Source organism: Paenibacillus sp. 01L418 (assembly GCF_056400045.1).
In genome coordinates, this window is the sequence record NZ_JBFTSN010000069.1 from 1 (window position 1) to 23,308 (window position 23,308).

21 protein-coding genes are annotated in these 23,308 nt (G+C 43.0%); 6 read left to right on the forward strand and 15 right to left on the reverse strand.

Annotation, left to right across the window (positions count from 1 at the left end):
- Positions 1-1,235, reverse strand: a 1,235-nt coding sequence (locus AC1DSE_RS11860) for a cache domain-containing sensor histidine kinase (protein WP_477527706.1), incomplete at its 3' end; no start/stop codon positions are given.
- Positions 1,236-1,376: 141 nt separating this feature from the next.
- Here AC1DSE_RS11860 and AC1DSE_RS11865 point away from each other — a divergent pair.
- The 3 genes from AC1DSE_RS11865 to AC1DSE_RS11875 all read left to right on the forward strand — a co-directional run bounded on the left by AC1DSE_RS11865 (position 1,377) and on the right by AC1DSE_RS11875 (position 3,810).
- Positions 1,377-2,327 carry an ABC transporter permease gene (locus AC1DSE_RS11865; RefSeq protein WP_339207058.1) on the forward strand — a complete coding sequence of 317 codons (951 nt, stop codon included), beginning with the start codon at positions 1,377-1,379 and terminating at the stop codon, positions 2,325-2,327.
- Between the two features lie 15 nt (positions 2,328-2,342).
- Positions 2,343-3,215: a carbohydrate ABC transporter permease gene (locus AC1DSE_RS11870; protein WP_339207057.1), complete on the forward strand. Its 873-nt coding sequence runs from the start codon at positions 2,343-2,345 to the stop codon at positions 3,213-3,215.
- A 181-nt stretch (positions 3,216-3,396) separates the two neighbouring features.
- Complete coding sequence (locus AC1DSE_RS11875; RefSeq protein WP_477510493.1) at positions 3,397-3,810, forward strand: DUF5412 domain-containing protein; 414 nt, start codon at positions 3,397-3,399, stop codon at positions 3,808-3,810.
- 544 nt (positions 3,811-4,354) lie between these two features.
- Here the strand turns inward: AC1DSE_RS11875 and AC1DSE_RS11880 are convergent.
- The 4 genes from AC1DSE_RS11880 to AC1DSE_RS11895 form a co-directional block, all read right to left on the reverse strand.
- A complete protein-coding gene (locus tag AC1DSE_RS11880; RefSeq protein ID WP_076271479.1) occupies positions 4,355-5,185 on the reverse strand; it encodes a carbohydrate ABC transporter permease in 831 nt (276 codons plus the stop codon).
- A 12-nt stretch (positions 5,186-5,197) separates the two neighbouring features.
- Complete coding sequence (locus AC1DSE_RS11885) at positions 5,198-6,097, reverse strand: carbohydrate ABC transporter permease (RefSeq protein WP_441884191.1); 900 nt, start codon at positions 6,095-6,097, stop codon at positions 5,198-5,200.
- 76 nt (positions 6,098-6,173) lie between these two features.
- Positions 6,174-7,493 carry an ABC transporter substrate-binding protein gene (locus AC1DSE_RS11890; RefSeq protein WP_477510492.1) on the reverse strand — a complete coding sequence of 440 codons (1,320 nt, stop codon included), beginning with the start codon at positions 7,491-7,493 and terminating at the stop codon, positions 6,174-6,176.
- Positions 7,494-7,551: 58 nt separating this feature from the next.
- Positions 7,552-9,645 carry an amylo-alpha-1,6-glucosidase gene (locus AC1DSE_RS11895; protein ID WP_477510491.1) on the reverse strand — a complete coding sequence of 698 codons (2,094 nt, stop codon included), beginning with the start codon at positions 9,643-9,645 and terminating at the stop codon, positions 7,552-7,554.
- 256 nt (positions 9,646-9,901) lie between these two features.
- On the opposite strand from AC1DSE_RS11895, the gene AC1DSE_RS11900 reads away from it, so the two are divergent.
- A complete protein-coding gene (locus AC1DSE_RS11900; RefSeq protein ID WP_477510490.1) occupies positions 9,902-10,912 on the forward strand; it encodes a LacI family DNA-binding transcriptional regulator in 1,011 nt (336 codons plus the stop codon).
- A 101-nt stretch (positions 10,913-11,013) separates the two neighbouring features.
- On the opposite strand, the gene AC1DSE_RS11905 is transcribed toward AC1DSE_RS11900, so the two are convergent.
- From AC1DSE_RS11905 to AC1DSE_RS11945, 9 genes are all read right to left on the reverse strand, one after another.
- Positions 11,014-11,847: a class I SAM-dependent methyltransferase gene (locus tag AC1DSE_RS11905; RefSeq protein ID WP_477510500.1), complete on the reverse strand. Its 834-nt coding sequence runs from the start codon at positions 11,845-11,847 to the stop codon at positions 11,014-11,016.
- A gap of 7 nt (positions 11,848-11,854) precedes the next feature.
- Positions 11,855-12,685 carry a polysaccharide deacetylase family protein gene (locus tag AC1DSE_RS11910; protein WP_477527707.1) on the reverse strand — a complete coding sequence of 277 codons (831 nt, stop codon included), beginning with the start codon at positions 12,683-12,685 and terminating at the stop codon, positions 11,855-11,857.
- Between the two features lie 104 nt (positions 12,686-12,789).
- Entirely contained in the window at positions 12,790-13,662 is an 873-nt protein-coding gene (locus tag AC1DSE_RS11915; protein ID WP_477510488.1) for a glycerophosphodiester phosphodiesterase, read from the reverse strand.
- 267 nt (positions 13,663-13,929) lie between these two features.
- A complete protein-coding gene (locus tag AC1DSE_RS11920) occupies positions 13,930-14,655 on the reverse strand; it encodes an ABC transporter ATP-binding protein (RefSeq protein ID WP_477510487.1) in 726 nt (241 codons plus the stop codon).
- On the reverse strand, positions 14,655-15,827 hold the full coding sequence (locus tag AC1DSE_RS11925; RefSeq protein WP_477510486.1) for an ABC transporter permease: 1,173 nt from the start codon (positions 15,825-15,827) through the stop codon (positions 14,655-14,657). The genes AC1DSE_RS11920 and AC1DSE_RS11925 overlap by 1 nt, the downstream gene beginning before the upstream one ends.
- A 105-nt stretch (positions 15,828-15,932) precedes the next feature.
- Entirely contained in the window at positions 15,933-16,220 is a 288-nt protein-coding gene (locus AC1DSE_RS11930; protein WP_076271489.1) for a hypothetical protein, read from the reverse strand.
- 65 nt (positions 16,221-16,285) lie between these two features.
- Positions 16,286-17,431, reverse strand: coding sequence for a DEAD/DEAH box helicase (locus tag AC1DSE_RS11935; RefSeq protein ID WP_477510485.1), 1,146 nt, complete (start codon positions 17,429-17,431; stop codon positions 16,286-16,288).
- Between the two features lie 173 nt (positions 17,432-17,604).
- On the reverse strand, positions 17,605-18,081 hold the full coding sequence (locus AC1DSE_RS11940; protein WP_441884164.1) for a GNAT family N-acetyltransferase: 477 nt from the start codon (positions 18,079-18,081) through the stop codon (positions 17,605-17,607).
- A gap of 209 nt (positions 18,082-18,290) precedes the next feature.
- The gene (locus AC1DSE_RS11945; protein WP_256711082.1) at positions 18,291-18,413 is read right to left on the reverse strand and encodes a hypothetical protein; all 123 of its coding nucleotides are present in this window, start codon (positions 18,411-18,413) and stop codon (positions 18,291-18,293) included.
- 261 nt (positions 18,414-18,674) lie between these two features.
- Here AC1DSE_RS11945 and AC1DSE_RS11950 point away from each other — a divergent pair, with 261 nt between their 5' ends.
- Positions 18,675-19,217, forward strand: a complete 543-nt coding sequence (locus tag AC1DSE_RS11950; protein ID WP_441884161.1) for a DUF6022 family protein — start codon at positions 18,675-18,677, stop codon at positions 19,215-19,217.
- A 161-nt stretch (positions 19,218-19,378) separates the two neighbouring features.
- Here the strand turns inward: AC1DSE_RS11950 and AC1DSE_RS11955 are convergent, their stop codons facing one another.
- On the reverse strand, positions 19,379-20,032 hold the full coding sequence (locus AC1DSE_RS11955) for a M48 family metallopeptidase (protein ID WP_430060975.1): 654 nt from the start codon (positions 20,030-20,032) through the stop codon (positions 19,379-19,381).
- Between the two features lie 461 nt (positions 20,033-20,493).
- On the opposite strand from AC1DSE_RS11955, the gene AC1DSE_RS11960 reads away from it, so the two are divergent.
- Positions 20,494-23,308 (forward strand): glycosyl hydrolase family 18 protein (locus AC1DSE_RS11960; RefSeq protein ID WP_477527708.1); only part of this gene is annotated, 2,815 nt, incomplete at its 3' end.

Below are 23,308 nucleotides of genomic sequence, written 5' to 3' on the forward strand. Positions count from 1 at the left end.
TTAATTATATAGCCCAAACAGTTATATAGAAAATGCGGATTAATTTGAGCCTGTAATTGCTTCAATGTCGCTTCCCTTGACCGAATTTTTTCATTCAGTACATTTTCAATTAAATCTTGGATTTGTCGTGACATATCGTTAAAACGGTAAAATAAAAATGAAAATTCATTATTTACGCTTGAGCTGATCCGAAACGAGAAATCCCCCCGCTGTACGCTTTGCAAACCTTTAATCAATTGCCTGATCGGCCGCTGCACATTACGGTAAAGCAGGATGGAAGCAGATATGCCCACAACAAATAACAAAATCATCGAAACATAAAACAAATTGCGAGTGATCGATATCGGCTTCAATATTTGATCGAGCGGAACAACGTCAACCAAATGCCAGCCCAAATAAGTGGATTTAACCGAGCTCACCAAATAGTTCTCACCATGCAGCTTCACTACCTGCTGTGTTGTGTCTTCCAGCGACTGCTCGTCCAAGTAGGAAACCAACTCTCCTGAAAGCTGTTGATCCGCACTGCGGTTCGTAATCGGAGCGTCACCTTTATGATAAAAAATCGGATCACCCTGTCCGCCTGATTTATAGGTGTCCAGCATGTTTTGGATATTTTCATAACTGAAGCTCGCTTCAATGACCAGATTGCTTCCATTCAGTTTACCTTGCTGGCCATATGATTCGGTATAAAACCAATGAAAGTAACTGGGCTCATTATCGGCCTTAGCTTCGCCATTGCCATAGGTCCATTTCCCGCTCATGTTTCGCTTTAAAAATTCCTCATCGTACTCAGCAGGATTGTTGTAATTTGATATCAACTCTTTGTTTTGTTGCGAGTATACGGTGTATCTGACTGGCCATATGTTAATGACGCCTGATTGCAGTGCCATCTTCTCTTGAACGATAAACCTAGTCTGCATGCGGTCATAACGATCTTCCCATATTTTAAGCCCATTAAATCTCTGCACATTCGGATCTTTCGAGAATGTATTGGAGAAATCGACCATCTGATTAATCCGCGAGTCAATTTGACTGGACAAAAAGGACAACTGTCTCGTGTTCGATAGCTTAAGCTCCTTGCTGACAACGTTAAAGGCCACGTCGTTTGAATACGTATACATGATCACAATGGGGATGAACAAAATTAAGATCAACCCATTCATTTTAGAAAACAGACTAAACCGAGCACCCATCTTTCTTTTGACAAAAGCAAGACCGTTACTAATCTCCATCATTCATTCCTCCAGACGATATCCCCTAACAAAACCATATCAATCCTAACATTATCCTATAGTCCAGTAAGAGAAATGCTTGTTACTATATATAGCAGGGTTTCTTATTATACACAAACCAATTTTATGGAACGGGGGATAGCTATGGAAGCAAACACAGAAAAGCAAGTGACTTTGGAGACCACACCACGAGCAAAAACAAAACACAAATATAAACAACCTTGGATGCTGCATTTCATGGTGCTGCCGGCGGTACTTTCGGTTTTCATCTTCTCCTATATACCGATGACAGGTATTATGATGGCATTTCAAGACTATAAAGCTTCACTTGGAATGATGGGCTCTCCATGGGTAGGCTTGAAGCATTTTGAATACATGTTTCAAAATGATTATTTCTTGCAAATTACGTGGAACACCCTATTTTTTGCTTGCTCCAAAATCGTGCTGAACTTAATCATTCCGTTCATTTTTGCTTTGCTTCTGAATGAAGTCAGGAACATGGGGCTCAAAAGATCCATCCAAACGCTCGTCTATCTGCCGCATTTCCTTTCCTGGGTCACGCTATCCGGAATTTTGATCGATATGCTCGCACAGACAGGAATTATTAATCAATTTATTAGCAATGTATTCGGCATTAAGCCGATTTTCTTTTTGGGCGATGGCGCCTGGTTCCGCTTCACCATTATTTTTAGTGATGTGTGGAAGGAATTTGGATTCAATACGATTATCTTCCTTGCAGCGCTTGCCGGTATTAATCCAGCACTTTATGAAGCTGCTGAAGTTGACGGTGCAGGCCGTATCAAGCAAACGACGCATATTACGATTCCATCTCTCATTCCAATTGCGATTGTAGTTGCAACCTTGGCGCTTGGTAACGTACTAAATGCAAACTTCGACCAAGTGTTCAACTTGTACAGTCCTTTGATTTATCAGCAGGGTGATATCATTGACACCTTTGTCTATCGTGAAGGTCTACTCAGCGGTCAATTCAGCTTTGCAACAGCAGTTAGCCTGTTTAAATCAGGGATCAGCTTGATTCTAATCGTAATTTCTTATCGTCTTGCTTATAAATTTGCCGGTTACCGAATCTTCTAGAAAGGGTGACAACGTATGCACCATAAAACACTGCCATACCGTATTTTCAGCATATTTAACAACGTGTTTTTGATTCTTCTTTCCATATTATGCTTGCTGCCGCTATATCACCTTCTCATGGTTTCCATGAGTGCGTCCGCTCCCGCCAACGCGGGATTGGTCACTTTTTGGCCGATCGGTTTCACATTAGAAGCCTATGCCAAGACGTTCAACAATAGCAATTTCCTAACTTCCTTGTGGGTGTCGACACAGCGGACTATCCTTGGTACGGCGCTTGCTATGCTAGTTAGTACACTTGCTGCTTATGCGCTGTCCAAAGATTCTCATATCTTCCGCGCTCGCAACGTTTATCTTTGGTATTTTGTCGTAACGATGCTATTTGCAGGCGGACTTATTCCAAGCTACCTCCTCATCCTTAAGCTCGGACTAATGAATACTTTATGGGCGCTTATCCTACCAGGTACAGTCGGCGTTTATAACGTTATTCTTTTGCTAAACTTCTTCCGTACTGTTCCTAAGGATCTGGAAGAAGCTGCTTTTATTGATGGAGCCGGCCAGCTGCGCACTTTCTTCATGATTTATTTGCCGATCTCCTTGCCTGCGATTGCAACGGTTTCCTTGTTTATTATGGTCGGACATTGGAATTCCTATTTCGACGGTATCATCTATATGAAGGATGCCGAGAAGCTGCCTCTTGCAAGCTTCATGCAAACGATTATCGTTCAAAAGGATATGACTAAGCTTGATCCGCAAATGGTTGCCAATATGTCGCAAAGAACCATTAGCGCATCGCAAATCTTTATCGGCGCATTACCGATTCTGTTGGTTTATCCTTTCTTGCAGCGTTACTTTGTAAAAGGGATTGTCATTGGTGCGGTTAAGGAATAAGCTCTTGCTGCTTCCCAGCTCCGATTAATAAAACTAAAAGCAGCCCGATTGGGCTGCTTTTTTTGTTTTATTCGGCAGGGCATCGTTTATATCTAATTGTTGTTATGATTCGCATTCGGTTTCTCCGGAGTGTAACTTGTGATATTCTAATGTTATCCAAATTTTCCAGTAAATGATACCGTTGTTCGATGAAGATATTGATGTTCAAGCGGCGAGCGAGAAAAAGAAAATTTTAAAAAAGCTGCTCATCATATTTATTTCTATCTGCACATTCTTCGCCTTAACTATTGGTGCTGGTGTTTATTGGCTCTTCTATGACATGGGCAGACTGCCGAAGGGGAAATTTCTTATAGAGGCAGCTTCCCCTGATGGGACTTACAGTTTAAAAGCGTACCTTACAAATGGAGGAGCGACTACTCCTTTGGTGATTCGCGGTGAATTGGTATTCAATAAACGCAATCATAAAACCAAAAACATTTATTGGAGCGCTCACGAGGATCAAGCGGTCATCACTTGGAGCGATAACGATACCGTAACCATTAATGGTCATAGCCTTGACGTTCCTCACGATAAATTCGACTATAGACATCCATAATGACGAGCTGGCTTGCCCTGCACAGCAAGCATTATCATTTCGAGAATGTGCGTAAACACTTAGTCTCTTCTGCCAAATGACCCCATACTCGACTCAAACAAATTTAGATCTACATTCTAGTCCTATTTTCATCAAAACAGCCCTCTTCGCAAAAATAGGACTAAAAAATAGGCTTATTACCGCTCAAAACCTGCCAATTTCCCCATAGTATCCATTTCAGACAAAAATAGAGCTACAATCTAGTCTTATTTTCGCCCAATCAGCCCGCTTAGTAAAAATAGAGCTAGAAAATAGGCTTATTTTCGCTCGTGAGCTGCCAATCGCCTCTTTGTATCCTTTTCGGACTAAAATAGATCTACAATCTAGTCCTATTTTCGCCCAATCAGCCTTCATCACAAAAATAGGTCTAGAAATTAGCCTTATTATCGCTCACAGCCTGCCCACTGAGCACACTATGTCTCACTATGCATATGTGAATCAATTAAAAACGGGGCTGTCCCAAGAGGTCTAAATGACCTCAGGACAGCCCCGTTTGGTTACTATGTTATTTACCGCCGGTAAACGTAATTCCTTTAATAAAGAATCGATTGAAGAACGCATAAATCAGCAGCGCTGGAAGCGTAAATACCATCGATGCAGCCATAATGTAGTTCCAGTGGCTAATGTACTGCCCTTTGAACGTATTCAGACCGAGCGTTAAAGTAAACATCGACTTATCGGACATGAACATGAGCGGCTTCAGGAACTCGTTCCATGCACCCATGAAAACGAAGATCGTTTGAGCTGCTAATGCAGGTATCGCAAGCGGCAATGCAATTCGGAAAAACACGCCGAACCGATTAAGCCCGTCCATCTCCGCTGCCTCCTCAAGCTCTTTCGGGAAGCTGAGGAAAAATTGCCGCATCATAAAGATAAACGTCGCATTCGCCATCATCGGCAAAGTCAGTGCGGCATAGGTGTTCAACAAATCGAGCTGCTTCATAATTAAGTAAGCGGGTACGATCGTCAGTTGGCCTGGAATCATCTGCACCGCTAGGATAAGGATGAACATGATTTTGTTGCCGGCAAATTCAATACGTGCAAGTGCATAACCCGCCATTGAGTTGAACAGCGTATTGCAAACCGTCGCAACAACTGCAATCAAGGCACTGTTGTACATCCACCTGAGGAAAAGCGGCTCTTTCACGAAAATATCATAATAGTTCTGCAAGGTGAATTCTTTCGGAATAAAGTTGATGCCCCCGGAAACAATCTCACTGAGCGGCTTAAACGAAGAGGAAAGCGCCCATAGAAAGGGAGCAACAGTGATGCAGCCGTATGAGAATAACAGGAAATAAAGAATCGCCTTTCCCCATTTGGATTGTTGAAATACCATCTAGTCGCCCTCCTAGTTCAGCTTTTCTTCGGCAAATAGCTTACGCTGTATCAGCGTCACGATCATAATGACAGCAGCCAGCATGACAGCGAGCGCAGAGGCATAGCCGAAGTCGAGATTTTTGAAAGCATATTGATAAATAAGCAGAGCTACGGTCAAGGTCGAGTTATTCGGTCCGCCTGAACCTGCTGAGAAAATATAAGATTGGTCGAAAAGTTGGAAGGTACCGATAATACCCATAACGACCGTAAAGAAGGTCGCAGGCTTAATTAGCGGCAGCGTGATGGAAATAAATCTCCTCCAGCCTCCTGCTCCGTCAAGCATAGCTGACTCGTACAGCGCATCAGGAATGTCTTGTAATGCAGCCAAGAAAACAACCATAAAGAATGGAGCGGTAGACCATATATTCATAAGCATGATCGCCTTCATGGCGACCGCAGGATCTCCAAGCCAGTTGTATCCATGCAAACCGATAAATTCAAGCACTCGGTTCAAAAGACCGTTTGAATTGTATATCCACATAAATATAAGTGATAGTACCGCCGACGAAGTAATGGTCGGCATAAAAAATACGATACGGAAGAAGTTTTTGAATTTGAGCTTAGCATTCAAAATAACAGCTAGTAAAATAGCAAACACCGTTTGCAGCGGCACAACAAACAAAGCAAAGGATGCCGTGTTCTTAAGCGCTATCCAGGCTCTTTCATCGCCTGCCATACGCGTGAAGTTTTTAAATCCTACCCATTTGTAACTTACTTCGCCAAGCAGATTCACCTTATGTCCCGATAAATAAAGGGAATAGAATACAGGCAAGAACAAAAAAGTACCAAGAACTAGAATGGTTGGAAGCAGGAACAGATAGCCGGTTACGTTATTTTTCAGCTTTTTTCTCCATGAAGAGACATGGGTCATGCTGCACCTTCTCCTTTCATATCAAAATCAGAGATTGAAGGAGGGAGCGTCTTGCGCTCTCCCTCCTTCACCTCGCTTACTTCGCTGCTGCGATTTCCTTATTCGCAACCGTTTCTGCTTTCTTCATTGCATCTTCAAGCTTCGAATTACCCATAAATGTATCAACGAATTGGTTGTTGAAGTTGCTCATGATTGTAGGAAGTGTGGAGCCTGCTTGCCAAGGCGTTGCATAAGAAGCGCCTGCTACAATTGCACTGCGAAGCTCATCTTTATCGTAGCCAAGCTCTTGTGATACCGATTTACGAGTTGGAAGCGCGAAACCTTTGCTCGTCCACGTTTTCATTCCTTCTTTACCAGTCAAGAAGGAGATCAACTGCCAAGCTGCTTCTTTTTTCTTCGATTCCTTGTTCATTACATAAGCAACAGTGAAAGCCATAGTGCCTTGTTTGCCATTTACAGTTGGAAGCTCAGCTGTGCCGTAATCTAGATCCTTGTAGTTGGATTCCAAGAATGGAATTGCCCAGTTTCCTTCGAATACGATGGAAGCTTTGCCTTGACCGAACATTTCGCCACCCCAGCCAGCGCCTACTTCTTTTGGCTCGCCGGATGATTTGTCTACATTGTGCATATCCGTTACAAGCTGCAAACCTTTAAGAGCATCTGGAGCCGCGAATGCAGCATTGCCATTCTCATCTGCAACTTTGCCGCCGAATGCTTGAATCATGAACATTTGACGTGCAAGCTCAGGCGCAACACCAAAGCCGAAGCGAACCGTTTTGTCGCCTTCTTTTTTAGTAAGCTTAACTGCAGCTTCTTTCAGCTCATCCCAAGTTGTTGGGGGAGCAGTAATTCCTGCTTCTGCAAAGTCTTTTTTGTTGTAGAACATTGCAAGCGTAGAGAAATCTTTAGGGAAACCGTAGGAAACGCCATCTTGTTTGAAAGCGTCAACCATCGGCTGTTCAAAGTCTGCAACATCAAATTCTGGTGTCACATAGCTATCAAGCGGCTCTAGAACATTACGCTCAATGAGTGCAGGTGCTTCGAATGCATCCAGGTAGAAGACGTCTGGGCCTTCACCGCCAATAAGTCTTGTTTTGATAACATCCATGTATTGATCGGCAATTACTTCATAATTAACCTTTACATTTGGATATTTTGCTTCAAATTCCTTCAACGTTTGGTTTAGCAAATCCTGCTCTTCTGGACTTGCTCCCCAACCTGCAAGTGTAACGGTTACCTTCTCAGCGGCTGGCTCTTTTGTCGCCTCTTGTTCTGTACCGCCGTTCGTTGCTGTATTACCTGTGTTTTTGTTGCCTTCATTGCCCTTGCCACAAGCCGTTAACATAAGAACAACTACCAGCATTAAAGATAAAATTGAAACCCCTGTTTTCTTCATCTTACATACAACCTCCTTAGTAATATGAACTTTGTATATAAAGCATAAAGCGTGAAACCTATGAAATGAGAAGCTCATATCCTGTCAGATTAGACAGTATTTCCACCTCTGGGCCATTGATACCGCGAGTGACGCGCAGGCTTAGAGCACCGCTGCCAATTTGCATTTGCTCTACCAGAAGCTCGTTCATCCCTTGAAGCAAAGATGGCTTAATTGTAATCTGCTTCGTTAGAGCGTTAGGCTGAAGCCCAAGCAAGGCTTGCACAAATGTGAGCGGCGTCCCTGCTGCCCATGCCTGCGGAGAGCAAGCAACGGGGTAAGGAACTGGCGCACCGAGCGAATCATCATACCCGCAGAACAGCTCAGGCAATCTGTAATACTCAAACTTTGCTGCTGCATCCAATAGTCCTTGCATGACGGTAATCGCTTCTTCTTGGAAGCCTAAATAGCTAAGACCAAGCAAACAAACGGAGTTGTCATGCGGCCATATGCTTCCGTCATGGTAGCTCATCGGGTTGTAGCCGGCTGCTCCCGTACTCATCGTACGAATGCCGTAACCACCGAACATGTCAGGAGCAACCAGTCTTTTCGCAACAGCACTTGCACGCTCAGGAGAAGCAATGCCCGACATTAGAATATGTCCTGAATTCGAAGTGACGGAATCTACGCGCTTCTTATCCTTATCAAGCGCAATCGCGTAAAACTGCTCATCCTCCATCCAGAAGTCGCGCTCAAAGCGAACTCTAAGCTGTTCTGCATCTTGCTCCATGCCAGCGGCTTGTTCCTCGTGGCCTAAGCTCTTGAATATAGGGGCAAGCCTTGTAAGCGCTTGGTAAACATAACCTTGAACCTCGACGAGCGCGATTGGAGCCTCTGCATAATCGCCGTTGCGGTGAACAACGGAATCCGCAGAATCTTTCCACCCCTGATTGGCAATCCCTTTAGAAGATTTCTGATAGTACTCCACAAAGGAATCATCGTCGCAGTCACCATATTCCTTCACCCAAGCGAGTGCTGCATTAAGATGAGGCATTAGCTCTTTAACAAACTGAGCATCTCCGGTCCAGTGATAATACTCGGCAGCTAATAGAAGGAATAGCGGCGTCGCATCAATCGTGCCGTAATACGGCGTAAATGGAACCTGATTTGTGCTTGCTAGTTCGCCATACCGAATTTCATGCATCACTTTACCTGGCTGCTCATCGCGCCACTCATCTTCATTCTGGCCTTGATAAGCGGCCATCGTGAGCAGCGTTCCCTTAGCAATTTGCGGGTTTAAGGATAACATCTGCAGCGCAGTAATTAAACTATCACGGCCAAATGGCACCGAGAACCAAGGCAAGCCTGCCACTGGGAATGCTCCATATCCGATATCCGTAAGCAGAACTCTTAAGTCTTGCACTCCGCGATGATGCAGCTTGTTAAATAGCGGTACATCCGTTTGGATGGATGTGGATGAACCATTCCAATCCGCATACGATTGTCTAAGCTTAACCATCGCTTCCGCCGGATCGTGCTGCTGCGGCTCATTGCCGTCAATGATTGGCGCAAAATAGAAAGCGATTGCATGGCTTTCCCGATGGTTCAGTTCCACATCGAAATGGAGCTCGCCTGTCTCGCCTATGCGACTTTCATTTGTATCCCATTTAATCTTCGTTTCACGGCGTACATCGTCAGCTCCAAGATAGCCAATTACTCTTTCCCGTTGGCCGCTTTTCTCTGCCGTCTTTCTTCCCAAATCGCCGTGCTGAAAGCCGCGAACGACAAACATATCTGCAAAATCCGCATCCAATAACACGGAGAAATCAAATTTAATGGCTTTAGGATAATAGCTGGTGAGCTTGAACGTCTCATACAATGCTCCATCATAAATGAAGCGTGTACGTTCAATTTCTACGGACTCACGCCACAAGATAAGCTCGCCCTTCTCTTCCATATGTGGATTGGTAAGGCGAATCGTAGAAATATAATTCTCATCCGCTGCTGAAGACAGCAGTATCGGCTTCTGACCGTTGATTCGGATTTCCATCCTGCTTATGAACCGGGTATCTTTTGTGTAAAGACCCTGACCTGAAACATCACCTTCCGGAATATCTCCATTCCGGTCCGTCATGAGGAATAGATCGTTTTCTTTGATGACTCGATAATCCAAGTGTTTCCCTCATTTCTTCTTGTAATAGCTTTTTTATTCCCTTAAATCAAACAAACATTCGTTTATCCGAAACGTTTCGGAAAAGAGGCAAAAAAATATGCTTACTCATTTTCGACGAAGCAATCTAACTTTCCAAAACGTTTCGGATAAGTTATAATCGAATTATAGATCATGATGAAAGCATTTACAAGAGTCAATTTATTTTTTAATTTTTATCATAATACATTACATGTTTTCAACATTTCGGAGGTATTGTATGGTTACGATTAAAGATATAGCTAAAGCTGCTAGTGTATCTGTTACTACAGTATCGCGTGCCTTGAACGGCTATGACGACGTTAACGAGGGCACTCGGCTCAAAATTAAGACTATAGCAGACCAGCTCGGTTATAGCCCTAATATGGCTGCAAGGTCGCTCATATCGAAAAAAACAAAGACACTTGGCCTCCTTCTCTCCAATGTTACAAGAGACAGCTCCAAAGACAATATCGCTTTCGAAGTCCTTTGCGGAATAAATGACCGTTCAGGCGAACTCGATTATGACCTTGTCCTATTCAGTACAACACCTCAGAAACAAAAGGTAAAATCATATAAAACATTATGCCAGGAACGAGGCGTAGACGGGGTTATCATCATGGGTATTCGATTAGACGATCCTTATTTGGAGGAAATCGTATCGTCTGATATTCCATGCGTCCTTATTGATATCACTCTCCAAGGTCCTAACGTTGGATACGTTACTTCGGATAATACAACGGGTGCTCTTGCGGCAACCAACCATCTGCTCGAATCGGGACATCGCCATATCGCCATGATAAACGGCCATGAGCAAGCAGCTGTAAGCCTGCTTAGGCTAGAGGGCTACCGTCAAGCACTGCAAAGCAGCAGTGTTCCCTTTGATGAAACACTTGTGCTGAATGGTTCATTTTCCGAGCATGGCGGAAGAGAGGCCGCACGCCAACTATTGTCCAGCCGTCCTGAAGTGACTGCTATATTTTGCTCAAGCGACTTAATGGCTCTCGGGGCTTTGCAGGGCGTTAAGGATATGGGGAAAAAGGTACCTGATGATATATCGATCATCGGCTTCGACAACATTGATTTGACGGCTTATTGCACACCCGCGCTTACTACCGTTCACCAGCATAAATACGAGTTAGGCTCCCAAGCGGCGCAAATTCTTATTGAAATGCTCGAAGGTAAAGAAATCATTCACCATGTCATGCTGGGTACAGAACTTATGATTAGAGACAGCGTACGCAGTATTTAATATGTGCTTTGACACGAGAGTGGCAAACAAAGTACATAGTCAAGCAGCAATAACCCAAGTCTACTTACCTTGGGTTACTGTTGTCTTTGAGCAGACTATATTTAGTTCTCAGCCGTTACCGCAAAATAAACTGGAAACACCCCCATTTTCATCCATTCTTTATGGGTGTGCACCTTCATGTCTCGAAATCCTGCAGCAGCCAGCTTCTCTTTCAAATCCTTTGCGGTCAAAAAATTCGCTTGCGCGCGGTTAAACTCCTTAGCCTTACTGCTTAAATGAAAAAACTTATGTATTGCAAATTTCAAACTTTTTTTATTCAATATAGCTCTTCGCGCAAATAAATAATCCAAAATATATCCCGAACCATGTACGAGAAAAAACACCCTTCCTCGCGGGGACAATACACGAAAAACCTCCTGCAGCACCTGCTCCACATGAAGATATTGCAGCGCTACTCTACAAACGACAAAATCAACTGAATGGTTTGCAAGCGGGATATGGTGCGCATCTGCTACTGTTGTGACTACTTTGTTAGAAGCTTCACTTCTGTGGAGCAGTGCTTCTAGAAGACCGATCTGGTGCGCATCCGAGTCGATTCCATATATAATATCCGGCTCGTTCTGAAGTAAAGAGAATACGGTAGCCCCTCCCCCGCAGCACAAGTCCAGCATTTTCTTTCGATTTTTGGCCTCTGCGATAAGAAGGTGGTCAAAGGAATCGGGATCATAAAGCTGCCTGTAATATTCATAACAAGCGTAACCAAATGATTTTTCCACAAGCTTAAGATCTTCGGATACAATGCCGTTCATAAGGAGCATATTCACTTCTTCTGCCGATGGTTTCTGTATCTTTACCCTTCTAATCCCCATTTCTCTGCAAAATAAATAAGCGACACCATCCAATAAACGCCGGTTAGACAGAATCTCCGTTTTCATGGTCACGCTAATGTATCCCCCCGATTTGAGGATCATATTTACTTATGGACATACAGTTGAAATCCGACAATAATTGTTTTATTTTTGCGTATGTATCCCTTAATCCGTAGTATCTTCGAATGCCATTTGACCAAGAGGTGTTAAAAATTTGCGGTTGATCGTAGTCTAAATCATAGGGATGGATATAATAAACGAAATAATCTTTATCGCCTATAATTTTTCGTGCTCCGCTATAAAAAAAACGATAAGGATAAATTCGAAAATACCCTCCGCCGCCCCATGGAATATTAACGCCGCCTAAGCGAAAAGCAGGCAACGGCACTTCCCAAAGATGATCTTTTATTTTAAAAGAATGCGCAACTTTCGAGGACAAATTAAACTTGGAATATAGGTTATTTGGTGTATTCGGACTAATACTAGAATCGTAAGCGAATCCTTCTTCTATTAAAATATCAAGTCCCCAATCTGTCATAGAAAAACAGGGGGCACGATACCCACTCACCTTTGAACCGATCAAATGCTCTAAAATATCTTTTGACAGCCTAATATCCGCTTTAAATTCTAGTTTTGATTGATTATAAACGAGACGATGGGAATAGCCGTGTGATGCAATTTCATGACCTCTTCGATATATTTCTTTCACCAAATCAGGCCTTTTCTCAGCGATCCAGCCTAGGACAAAAAAAGTGCCCGTCGCCTCATATTCGTCCAGAAGGTCCAATATTTGATGAACGGGCTGCTCAAGCCTTAATTCGCAGTCAGCCCATTCGGAAAGAGACAGGTTCGGACTGCAAAACCAATCCTCTACATCGACAGTAAAAGCCATTTTCATGACCATCCCACCCTTCTCCCCCTATTATTCATCAAACCTCACATTATGGCAACATTTGTATTTGATTGAATAATTTTGTATAGAAGGAAGTAGAGTTTCTCGTATATTCCTTACCCCGGAAAATCGGTAATAACCCCATCCACTCCGAGCTTTTTCATCCGTATCATATCTTGCTCAGACTGTATCGTCCACGCCATGACCTTCCGGTTGCGATGATGAATTTGCTCTACGATCTTCTCGTCAAGCAATTCATGATTGTAATGAATGTAATCCGCGAAAGAAACAAGTTCATCCAGCGTCTTCTCTGACAGAGGATGCTGATCCTCCTGAATAAGCGCAGCAATTGGGATGTCCGGCAGCAGGGAGTGAATTAGACGGGTCGATTGAAAGTTATAGGATTGAATAATGATACCCACGCTATTTTTCACATGTTCAACCGCTGTAAAATTTCGGCCCTCCTCTAAGCCATTAACTTGGAGCAAAAGCTCATAACGACGTACGACCTCAGCCACCTTCTCTTCCACGCCAGGATAAAGTTTTGATTCTTTAATCTCGATGAGCATGCCTAGCTTTCCAGCAAAACGGTGCATAACTTCTTCGAATGAAACGATCTTCTCATCCGTTTCGTCTGTTTTTTCATCATGCTTGGCATCCATATTTTCAAGTTCATTTAATGTATAATCGTCCACAGCGCCTGTACATTGCGTCGTTCTATCCACCGTATCATCGTGAATGACTACTAGTTCACCGTCTTTGCTCAGCTGTACATCAAATTCGATAAAATCAGTACCTAGACGCTCCGCTTGCTCGAAGGCGGCCATCGTATTCTCAGGAGCATCACCAGAAGCCCCGCGATGTGCGATAATTAAAAAACCTTCAGGGGTATTCGGATTAGAAGCAGATACGATTAACGTCATGCAGCAAAGCATGAGCAATAGCAAACCAATACTGCGCCAAACCCGTGATGTTTTCCATTTGCCCATCGTCTCATCTCCTTCTGTATGAACTCTCAACCTGACTACATGCATATCCAATATTAGCTGCAGCAGGGTCTTACTTTATTAAACATGCAAAGTATGAACTGAAACGCATTTCCCCAAAACAGCTGCTGCCAATGAACTCACACTCCGTCTTCCTCATGGGGAATTTCAGAAAAAAAAGGATGTCCCTAAAGGTCATAGACCTTCAGAGACATCCCATCTAAGCTTGATGCAAGACGTGCAAGAGAACACTGCTTAATCAACCTTCATTCACCTATGTGCGACTGCATCTGGCCTATTGCTCGCAGCAGCATGATCATTTTGCTCAAAAAGCATACCGTCCTTAATCGTTACGATCCGGTCACATAAATCCAATACACGCTCGTCATGGGTGACCATAACAGCCGCCTTGCCCCTTTGCTTAACCTCAGTAGCCATGAGCTCCACTACCGCTCTACCCCGTTTAGAATCGAGGCTGGCTGTCGGCTCATCGGCTAGAATAACACCGGGATCATTCATGAATGCCCTAGCAATGGCAACCCGTTGGCGTTCTCCGCCGGATAGCTTCTCCGGATAATAATTCATCCGATGCAGCAGTCCTACTTTCTCAAGAAGCGCTTTAGCTTTCACAAGCGCTTCTTTTCCATCAGTACCTGCTAGCTTCGATACGAGCAGCAGTTGATCTATTACTCTTAAATAAGGAACAAGATTGGATGCTTGAAAAATAAAACCAAGATTTTTGACTCTAACTTCACTTAACTCGCTTGAGGATAAATTCGTAACATCCTTCTCATTAATTAAGATCCGTCCACTTGACGGTGAGAGCAGYGCCCCCGCTATGGAAAGAAAAGTACTTTTGCCCGAACCCGATGGTCCAACAACAGCGACAAACTCACCTGCTTTTACGCTTAAAGAAACCTTTTGCAGCGCCGTAACAGCCGTTTCACCTTCGCCATACACTTTATTTACATGCTCAAGAATAAGTTTTTCCTTCATTATTCAACCCTCCCAATCGCTTCAATCGCATCAACTTTTGCAATCCGATTTAAGGACAGCAACGCACCGATAATCGAGACTAGAATAAGTAAACCGGAATATTGAGACAATATATTTACACCTAACTCAAAAGGCATGCTCTCTGGCAAAATCGCACTTACGCCAAAAGTAAGTCCGATACTTATTGCAACAGCCACAATAGCCAAAAGCAATACTTGACCCACTAAATTTGCTGCCAGATAGGACGTCTTTGCTCCGATTGCCTTCAACACTCCAAATTGGCTAATTTTCTGCAGTGTAATGACATAGAAGAAAACAGCTTGTATGAAAGCGGCAATAACAATTAAGAAAGCGATCATCATCGTCAGGGAGCCTTGCTCTTCTTTAAAGCCCGGAATGCCCTGTACCGCTTCTTTTTTTGTAATAACCTCCGTATCTGCTACACTTTTTTGCAATGATTCTTTGTTTAGATTATCTGTATGAATGACAATAGCGTTATAGGAAGCTGTTTGTTTACCAAAGGATGCTTGCATCAGCTTATTAAAATTTTGGATATCCATAAATGCAACCGGCGTATGACTGAACTTCTGATTAGTGGCAAAACCGACGACCTTCCATTCAATGCCGAGCTCTTGATCACCTAGCGTATCGCCAATTTGCACGCCTTGTTCTTTTAACGAGGAGTCAACGACCACTTCATTGCTCGCCCCCATGCTTTTCCCTTCAGTAATACTAGGCATTACCTTTCCACTTGGCTCGATACCAAACAAAGCAATATCTATCTTCTTCTTGGAATCATTCCGATATACCGAAAGCATCGTTTGCCCAAGCGGTTCGGATTGTGAGAGTCCTTCTAATTGCCTGACCTCCTCCAGCTTCTCGGTACCTAGTGCGGACCGTGTCAGCTTATGCTCGGAATCCGTCTGAAGCACGAAATAATCGGCGTCCATATTTTTTAGAATGGATGCATTATCTGATGAAAGCCCATTGGCTAATCCTGAAACCATAAAGGTTAACCATGCGACCAGAACCATTATTAATCCAATTAGAAAATATCTGCCTTTCGCATATTTCAATTCGCGCAGCGCTAGAAACATGTTCAACCATCTCCATTCCTTCTCTTGATAGCTGAAGTTTACGTTTGGAATATGAACAGAGCGTGAATGGCTCATTACAATGTGAAATTAACCTCAAAATAAACAAAAAAAAGCTCAAGCCGCGATGGGCTCAAGCTTCTACTTGCCTATAATTGACGCAATGCTGGCACTTCTACTGTTCTACTTGCCGCTGTATTCCGAAGTTGCTGTATCGAGCATAGACTGCCAATTGGCAAAATCCGTTTCTCTTGCAACGTGACGATCAAATAGCTCATCCGGAATGTTCTGAACATCTTCTCTTGTTTCTACTTGAAAGTTGCCCTTCTCAAGAAACGCGCTAAAGCTTGTAAAGCTGGAATGCTTGCTCATAAACGATTCTTTAAACAAATCATCAAATGAAACATGATTTGGATCTTCCTGAATCGACTTCTGTCCTTGCAATTCCTTCAACAAATCTTCGAATGACATTGGCTTTTGCTTTCTCAGACGATCACCCCTAGGTCAATTTATTATATTTCGGCTTTCTTCGTTGCTTAACTGATCAGAACCCCATCAGGACGTTCAGTTACTACAGGTATAGTTTTGCGAATCATTTTCTCAATATCCTTCAAATAAGGAATTTCATCCACTTCGCAAAAAGAGATGGCGATTCCACTTAATCCAGCTCTGCCTGTACGGCCAATGCGATGAACATACGTTTCTGAAATATTAGGAAGGTTGAAATTAATGACATGCGAAAGCTCGTCAATATCGATACCTCTCGCCGCAATATCTGTGGCAACCAGTACTCGAGTTGCACCGCTTCTAAAATTAGTTAACGCATTTTGGCGGGCATTTTGAGACTTGTTTCCATGAATAGCCTGTGCAGAAATATTCACTTTAGTCAGTCCGCGCACTACGCGATCTGCACCATGCTTCGTCCGAGTAAATACAAGCGCCGAAGCGATGGATTTATCCTGCAGCAGGTCATTCAATAAATCTTGTTTATTACCTTTATCTACAAAATAGACAGATTGCTCTATTCGATCCACTGTTGAGGAAGCTGGAGTTATTTCCACTTTCGCCGGATTAACAAGCAGCGTTTTGACAAGCTTCGAAATTTCTGGAGGCATCGTAGCCGAGAAAAAGAGTGTTTGCTTTTTTCTTGGCATTTTGGCGATGATTCTCTTCACGTCGTGAATAAAGCCCATATCGAGCATTCGATCTGCTTCATCAAGCACTAATATTTGTACATATTGCAAATCAACAAACTTTTGATTAATAAGATCGATAAGTCTGCCTGGAGTGGCAATAATAACATCAGCGCCTTGTCGAAGTGCACGCTCCTGAACCTTCTGTGAAACGCCGCCCACGATAGCTACACTGCGCAGGTCGGTAAATTGTCCGTACGCACGCATGTTTTCTTCTATCTGGAGGGCAAGCTCTCTTGTAGGTGTCAAAATCAATGAGCGAATACGTCGCTGTGCCCCCGGTTTAGTGGGTTGGCCGCTTAATAACTGAATGATGGGTAATGCGAATGCAGCCGTTTTCCCTGTCCCTGTCTGAGCGCAGCCAAACAAATCTTTGCCCGCTAGTACGACGGGAATGGCCTGCTCCTGAATAGGCGTAGGCTTAGTGTAGTTTTCCTTGGTTAGCGCCTTCAGTATTGCAGGGCTAAAATTTAGATCATTAAAAGTCATCTTTTCTCCTTCATTTGAAGCMTTATATTCTCAATCATGCTGCTTTTATAATCGAATAGCATTTCCAAAAACCGTTCCTTTAAGACATAACAAGTAAGTATAGCATAATAAAACGATATAATCGACATAAACCTCTACCCTTGAGACAGTAGCCTATGCCCATTTTTCAACCTTTAATTAAAAGTCATCCAAACGGTATTTCCCAAAGGCTCAAAGCCTTGCTTATACCAAAAGTTCCTTGTTTTATCCAACGTATATACATACATCTTTTTATTCGGATATTTTGCTTTAACCCATTGAATAAAGGTAGCAGCGTAACCCTTGCCTTCAAATTCCTTTAAAACATCAAGTGCTTCTATAAATACAAAGTTCTTTTTGTTTTTAATCTCAATATAAAAGTCCCGCTCCAAATACTTCTCATCATCGCTAAAATAATCTTGTTCTGCTTTCTGAATCAGCTGCTTGGCGTTATCGTACTCCCAAACGACTCCGTATCCAACCATCTCGTCCTCAGCCTCGATGACGTAAATGTTTTCCGGAAGCTCTGATTTGTCCTTTTGGCTAAGCTCCCCTGCGTGATAGGCGGAGTGTATATCGCTTAACAGGTTCTGCATTTCTTGATCAAATGGTTTCGCAATAATAGTAGGCATTTTCAATCCCCTTTTTGCTACTCAAAGCATATAACGTTTCCAAACAAAAAGAAGCAGGGTATCATCTTGTACCCTGCTTCTCCTATTGATTGATTTTGTATCGTTTATTAGTCTTAGACATCTTACCATAAATGATCGAAGCCAACTAGTCGTTCTCTTTTCCAATTGTCATCTAGGCTGATTTGCCGAGCCCAATATCGATTATTCCATTAACGATTCTTTTTCCTGAAATTTTGCAGCGTATGGACAAGCTTATCTCGCGCATCCTTGTTTTTCATTAAATAAGTGACGCCAGCTCCAATTGCAGTTATCAATAGTTTTTTCTTGCTCATGGGTACTACCTCCCTGAATTCGTCTTTGTATGAATGTACCCTGTTTATTGAGTTTTTAAGCACATTATGTTTCGCATTTTCCATTTCAACTTCATTTATCGTCTTGCTATATTTTTTGAAGATTAAACCTACATGATAAGGTTTTGTTCATTGAAGACCCGTTGCTTCTAAGAAAAATACGTCAAACCTTTTCATTTGCATGAATGTTGTAAGATTGAAATGCAACTCCAAAAATCGGAGAAAATTGAAAGGGGATAACGTATGAAGCATACAAATCCATTACAAGCATTTCTTGAGGAAAGTGACGAAAGTACCATTGCTGCGATTGGAAGCTATATTACAAATCATATGAATGAAAGCTGGGAAACCATCCTTCTAAACCATCAAGATATTTTGCAAAAAGCTTACAACGAGGCAGGAGATGCTGCTTATGGAACATTTCTCAATCTGTTGTTCCTTCCTGTTCATAGGCAATTTAAAGAATCCGGTTTCCATCTCGAACCCAAACTTCCAGGCCATTTCGACCTGTCGCGGGAATGGGGAAATGCGGAGGAAACCGACCAGCAGCGTTGGATGTGGAGCACGGTTTATTCCTCCAATGACGAGGCGATAGGGACCATCGTCACCATCACATTTCACGATCATACGTTATTCCGTATTCCTCGCCAACCTCAAATCATTGCATTAAGCGTCACATCGAAAGCAGATGTAATAGCGGCACTTTCTCTCCTGTCTCCAGACTTTGAGCAAGCACTCGAGTTTACCGTTGAATACGAAAATTACCTGCGGAGCCAGCAAGGCTAGAACAGAAATAAAGCACGCTGCATCTAATGTTCATGATTTCCCTCGATTAGTGATAAAAATCATTAGTATGTATAAGAAGTAAACATAACCATTTGAAAAATAGACGATATAATAGAGATACAGCAAAAAACCTCCTTTTGACAGGAGGCCAGTTATCATGATTACAGTGTCATAGCTTGACCATGCCTTGCTAGAAACTCTTCCTTCTCTTTGTAATCCGGCATAATGCTGCCCACTCGTCTCCAGAAGGAACGATCATGATTCATATGCGTCAGATGGCAAAGCTCATGGATGACGACATAATCGATTACCTCAAGCGGAGCCATCGCCAGTCGATAATTAAAGGTTAATTTTTTACTTGAGCTGCAGCTTCCCCACTTCGTTCTTGACTCTTCGATTTCGAAGCTTTTATGTTTTACTTTCAGCTGCTCTTGATATCGTTTGATTCGTTCTCCAATGATTTTCTTACAGCTTGCAAAATAAAACTTTTTAAGATTGATTTTTAACTCCTCTTCACTCAGATCAGCTGTGTCGATCAATTCATGAAGAAAGTACTCTTTTCCAAGGTGAAGGAATTTTCCTTGCTCTTGATATTCTTTTGTCTTAGGGGTATCTCGAACCTTCGCGATCTGCTGCAATCTCTGAGTGAGCTGTTTACCATGCTGCTCCACGGCCCGCATGACATTCTCTTCCGTTGTTCCATTGGGAGCCTTCACGGTTATGAATCCCAATGAGTCCATTTGGATATATATCTTTTTTCTATTGGCATATTCAACATTAAACTCAATGATATGATTTTCAAATTCGATTTTCATAGCGACCATCATTTCTATTAGGTTATTTCTGAATCCCTTTCATTTTATCACAACTACAACAATGACCGTTCAAAATGCTTTTTTCTAGCATGCTATGGGTTTAACTCGATGTTGTTTTTAAAGATCGAGTTAAACCTCTATTTCCTGTGCGGAATATCCCATTTTTATTATATTTTTGTAAAATATTCCCCTTTTATCATCGTAATTTACCCCTTCCTTTCATGAAATCAACGTCTCATGCTAGGAATAGTTATACAAAATAAATGCAAGTTTTGCAGGAGGTGATACCAAATTATCCCCTTTTAATTCCGTGACAGTTGGTGATTGTGACTGCCAAATTCGGTCTCGGAAAAGCAAGAACCCGCCCAAAATACTCCGTAACACATTGAGAAAACAACCACACCCAGACTTGCACATGAATGCTAATGCTGCAATGTTCGACTATGAAAATTAGAGGTGATATGGTGAATATTTTTGCAAGAAAAAAAGGAATGAAGTTTGTCATTATGTTTATGTGTCTCGCACTTCTCGTTTCTCCTTTCCTTGACACARCAACAGCTTATGGGAATGAAGCAGCGTTGCCAGCATTGAACGAAGCTGCTCGAGCCGTAACGGATGCTGTCTATGAGGCAGCCCCTCCCGTCCCTCAAAACCTAACTGTTGTAACCGATTCCATCACTGCGACGAGTGCACAGCTTAAATGGGATGTTCATCCAGAGCAAGCTGACGTTGATGTATGGTACTACGTAACTCCAGACCCTGCTAATCCAACAAAAGAAGATATAAACAACTATTTAGCTACAGGGAAAGGCGGCAGTGTGGAGCTGCAAAACTTGCAGCCTAATACGACGTACAAGCTGTATACCACTTGGTACAAGAGACCTTACACGCGGGTGTTGCGAAGCAACTACGTTGAATTTACGACACTTGCCGGCGAGCCTTCCAATGAGCCGACTGGCAATCCAGGACCTAGCAACCTAAGTATTGTGAATGTTACACATAATACGGTAACCGTTACCTTTGATCCTGCGCATAAGCTAGATGATTACTGGGTTTGGAATCCGGACAATCCTCCTCTTAACAAAGATCCTTATTCCGGCTTCACACAAGTAGGAGGCAGTACGATTGGCGGATTAAAGGAAGAAACCAAATATACCTTCTTCTTAGGTCCGAACGGTACTCAATATGCTAATCTAACAGATAAACAGAAGAGCAATTCGATTACTTTCACTACGCCAAAGGATACAAGTGAATATAAAGAACCGCCATTAACGCCTCCTCAATATTTAAAGGTAAGCGATATTACATCATCCAATATTACGTTCAAATGGACAGGCAGTCCTGATGCCAACGGCTATGACTTCTATGTTAACGGTGGATGGAAAGGCGGAATATGGAATGGCTCCGACACATTCATCTATACGTTCCCAGAAGGTGGACTTACAGCAGGCAGCATCTACAAATTTATGGTTGGCGCGCAAAATGGCGCTTCCGGCAAAGATCCGGTTAACGGCCCACCTTTAGAAATCAAATGGGGCGAGCTTGCGGCGCCGCTCGATCTTCAAGTCATTACAGCCAACCGCACAACTGCTTCTCTAGGCTGGGCACCGACCCCTGGCGCAACGAGCTACGACATCTATGAAGCAGGCAAGCTTATCGGCTCCAGCGATTCCAATCGGTATGTTGCTGAGGGTTTAACAGAAGGCAAATCCTACAGCTTTACAGTTGCAGCCAAAAATGCGCTATGGAAATCAGCTGCCAGCAGCGCAGCAACGACGATTCCAGGTGCGGACTACACTAATTTCACCTATTACGGCAGCTGGTTTTCCTATGACAATAATCGTCAATACTTTCCAGAAGACATCGATGTTTCACAGCTTACACATCTCAACTACGCCTTCTCCGATATATGCTGGCGTAAAGTTGGTTCAAACGGTGTAGCTTGCCAAAATAAAGACATTCCGCTGCAAGAGAATTATGTTTTCGACGGAGAGCTTGTGCTTGGAGACCAGAAGGTCGATATTGAGCAGATTGCTGCTTTTAACAAAATTAAAAATAATAACCCTGAGCTGAAGCTGATGGCTTCCGTAGGCGGCTGGACATTCTCCAATCATTTCTCCGACATGGCTGCATCTGAGGTCACACGTCGTACGTTTGCGAATTCCGTCGTTAAATATTTGCGTACGTATAAGATGGATGGACTCGATATCGACTGGGAATATCCGGTTGAGGGCGGAGAATCGGATAATATCAATCGTCCAGAGGATAAACAAAACTTCACTCTTCTCATGCAAACCGTTCGTGCAGCGCTTGATGCAGCCGGCTCCATCGATGGCAAATATTATTTGCTCACCATCGCATCCGGTCAAGGAGATGATTTCGTAGTCAATGCTGACTTCGTAAATTCTGTTCAATACCTAGATATGATCAACATTATGAGCTATGACTATAGCGGAAGCTGGGAACTGCGGGCTTTCCATAATTCGCCTCTCTATCAAGACCCTAATAATGTAAGAGCCTCTGCGAAGCGCAACAATGTTAGAGGCGCCTTGCTTGGTCATTTGAACGGCGGCGTTCCGGCTTTTAAACTAAACATGGGTGTTCCTTATTATGGAATAGGCTGGAAGGGTTGTTCCGCAAACGGTGAATATCAAAACTGCACATCCATTCCTTATGGATCATGGGAGAGCGGTAAGTTCGATTTTGCCGAGGTTGAGAACAATATGATAGACCAAAACGGATATACCCGTTACTGGAACGAGCATTCAAAGGTCGCTTATGTTTACAATAATGAAACCGGAATGTTTATTACTTATAATGACCAAACAACAATGATGTATAGCACTTCGCTTGTCAAAACGTTGGATTTGGCTGGCGTTATGACTTGGGACATTAGCGGTGACCGCAACAAAACACTTACAACGCAGTTGATCAGTGATCTTCCGATTGACGGGAAGGTGAATGAAAACGCACTAGCTGCTCCTCAAAATGTAACAAAGCTCAGCGCGGACAAACAATCCTTTGAAATCAAATGGGATGCTGTCCAAGGGGCTGCTGGCTATGAAGTATTCGTGAACGCCATATTTACAGGATATACAGCGAATACGCAGTTTAAAGCAGACAAGCTGAACCTTGGATCAGACTACACCGTTACCGTGCTCAGTATCAGAAAAGACGGCAATAACATTACAGAGGTTTCTCCTGCAAGCAGTGCACTGGTTGTAAGTACAGCAGGCGTAATATCTCCAGCTCATCTCACGGTTACGAGTTCAACCT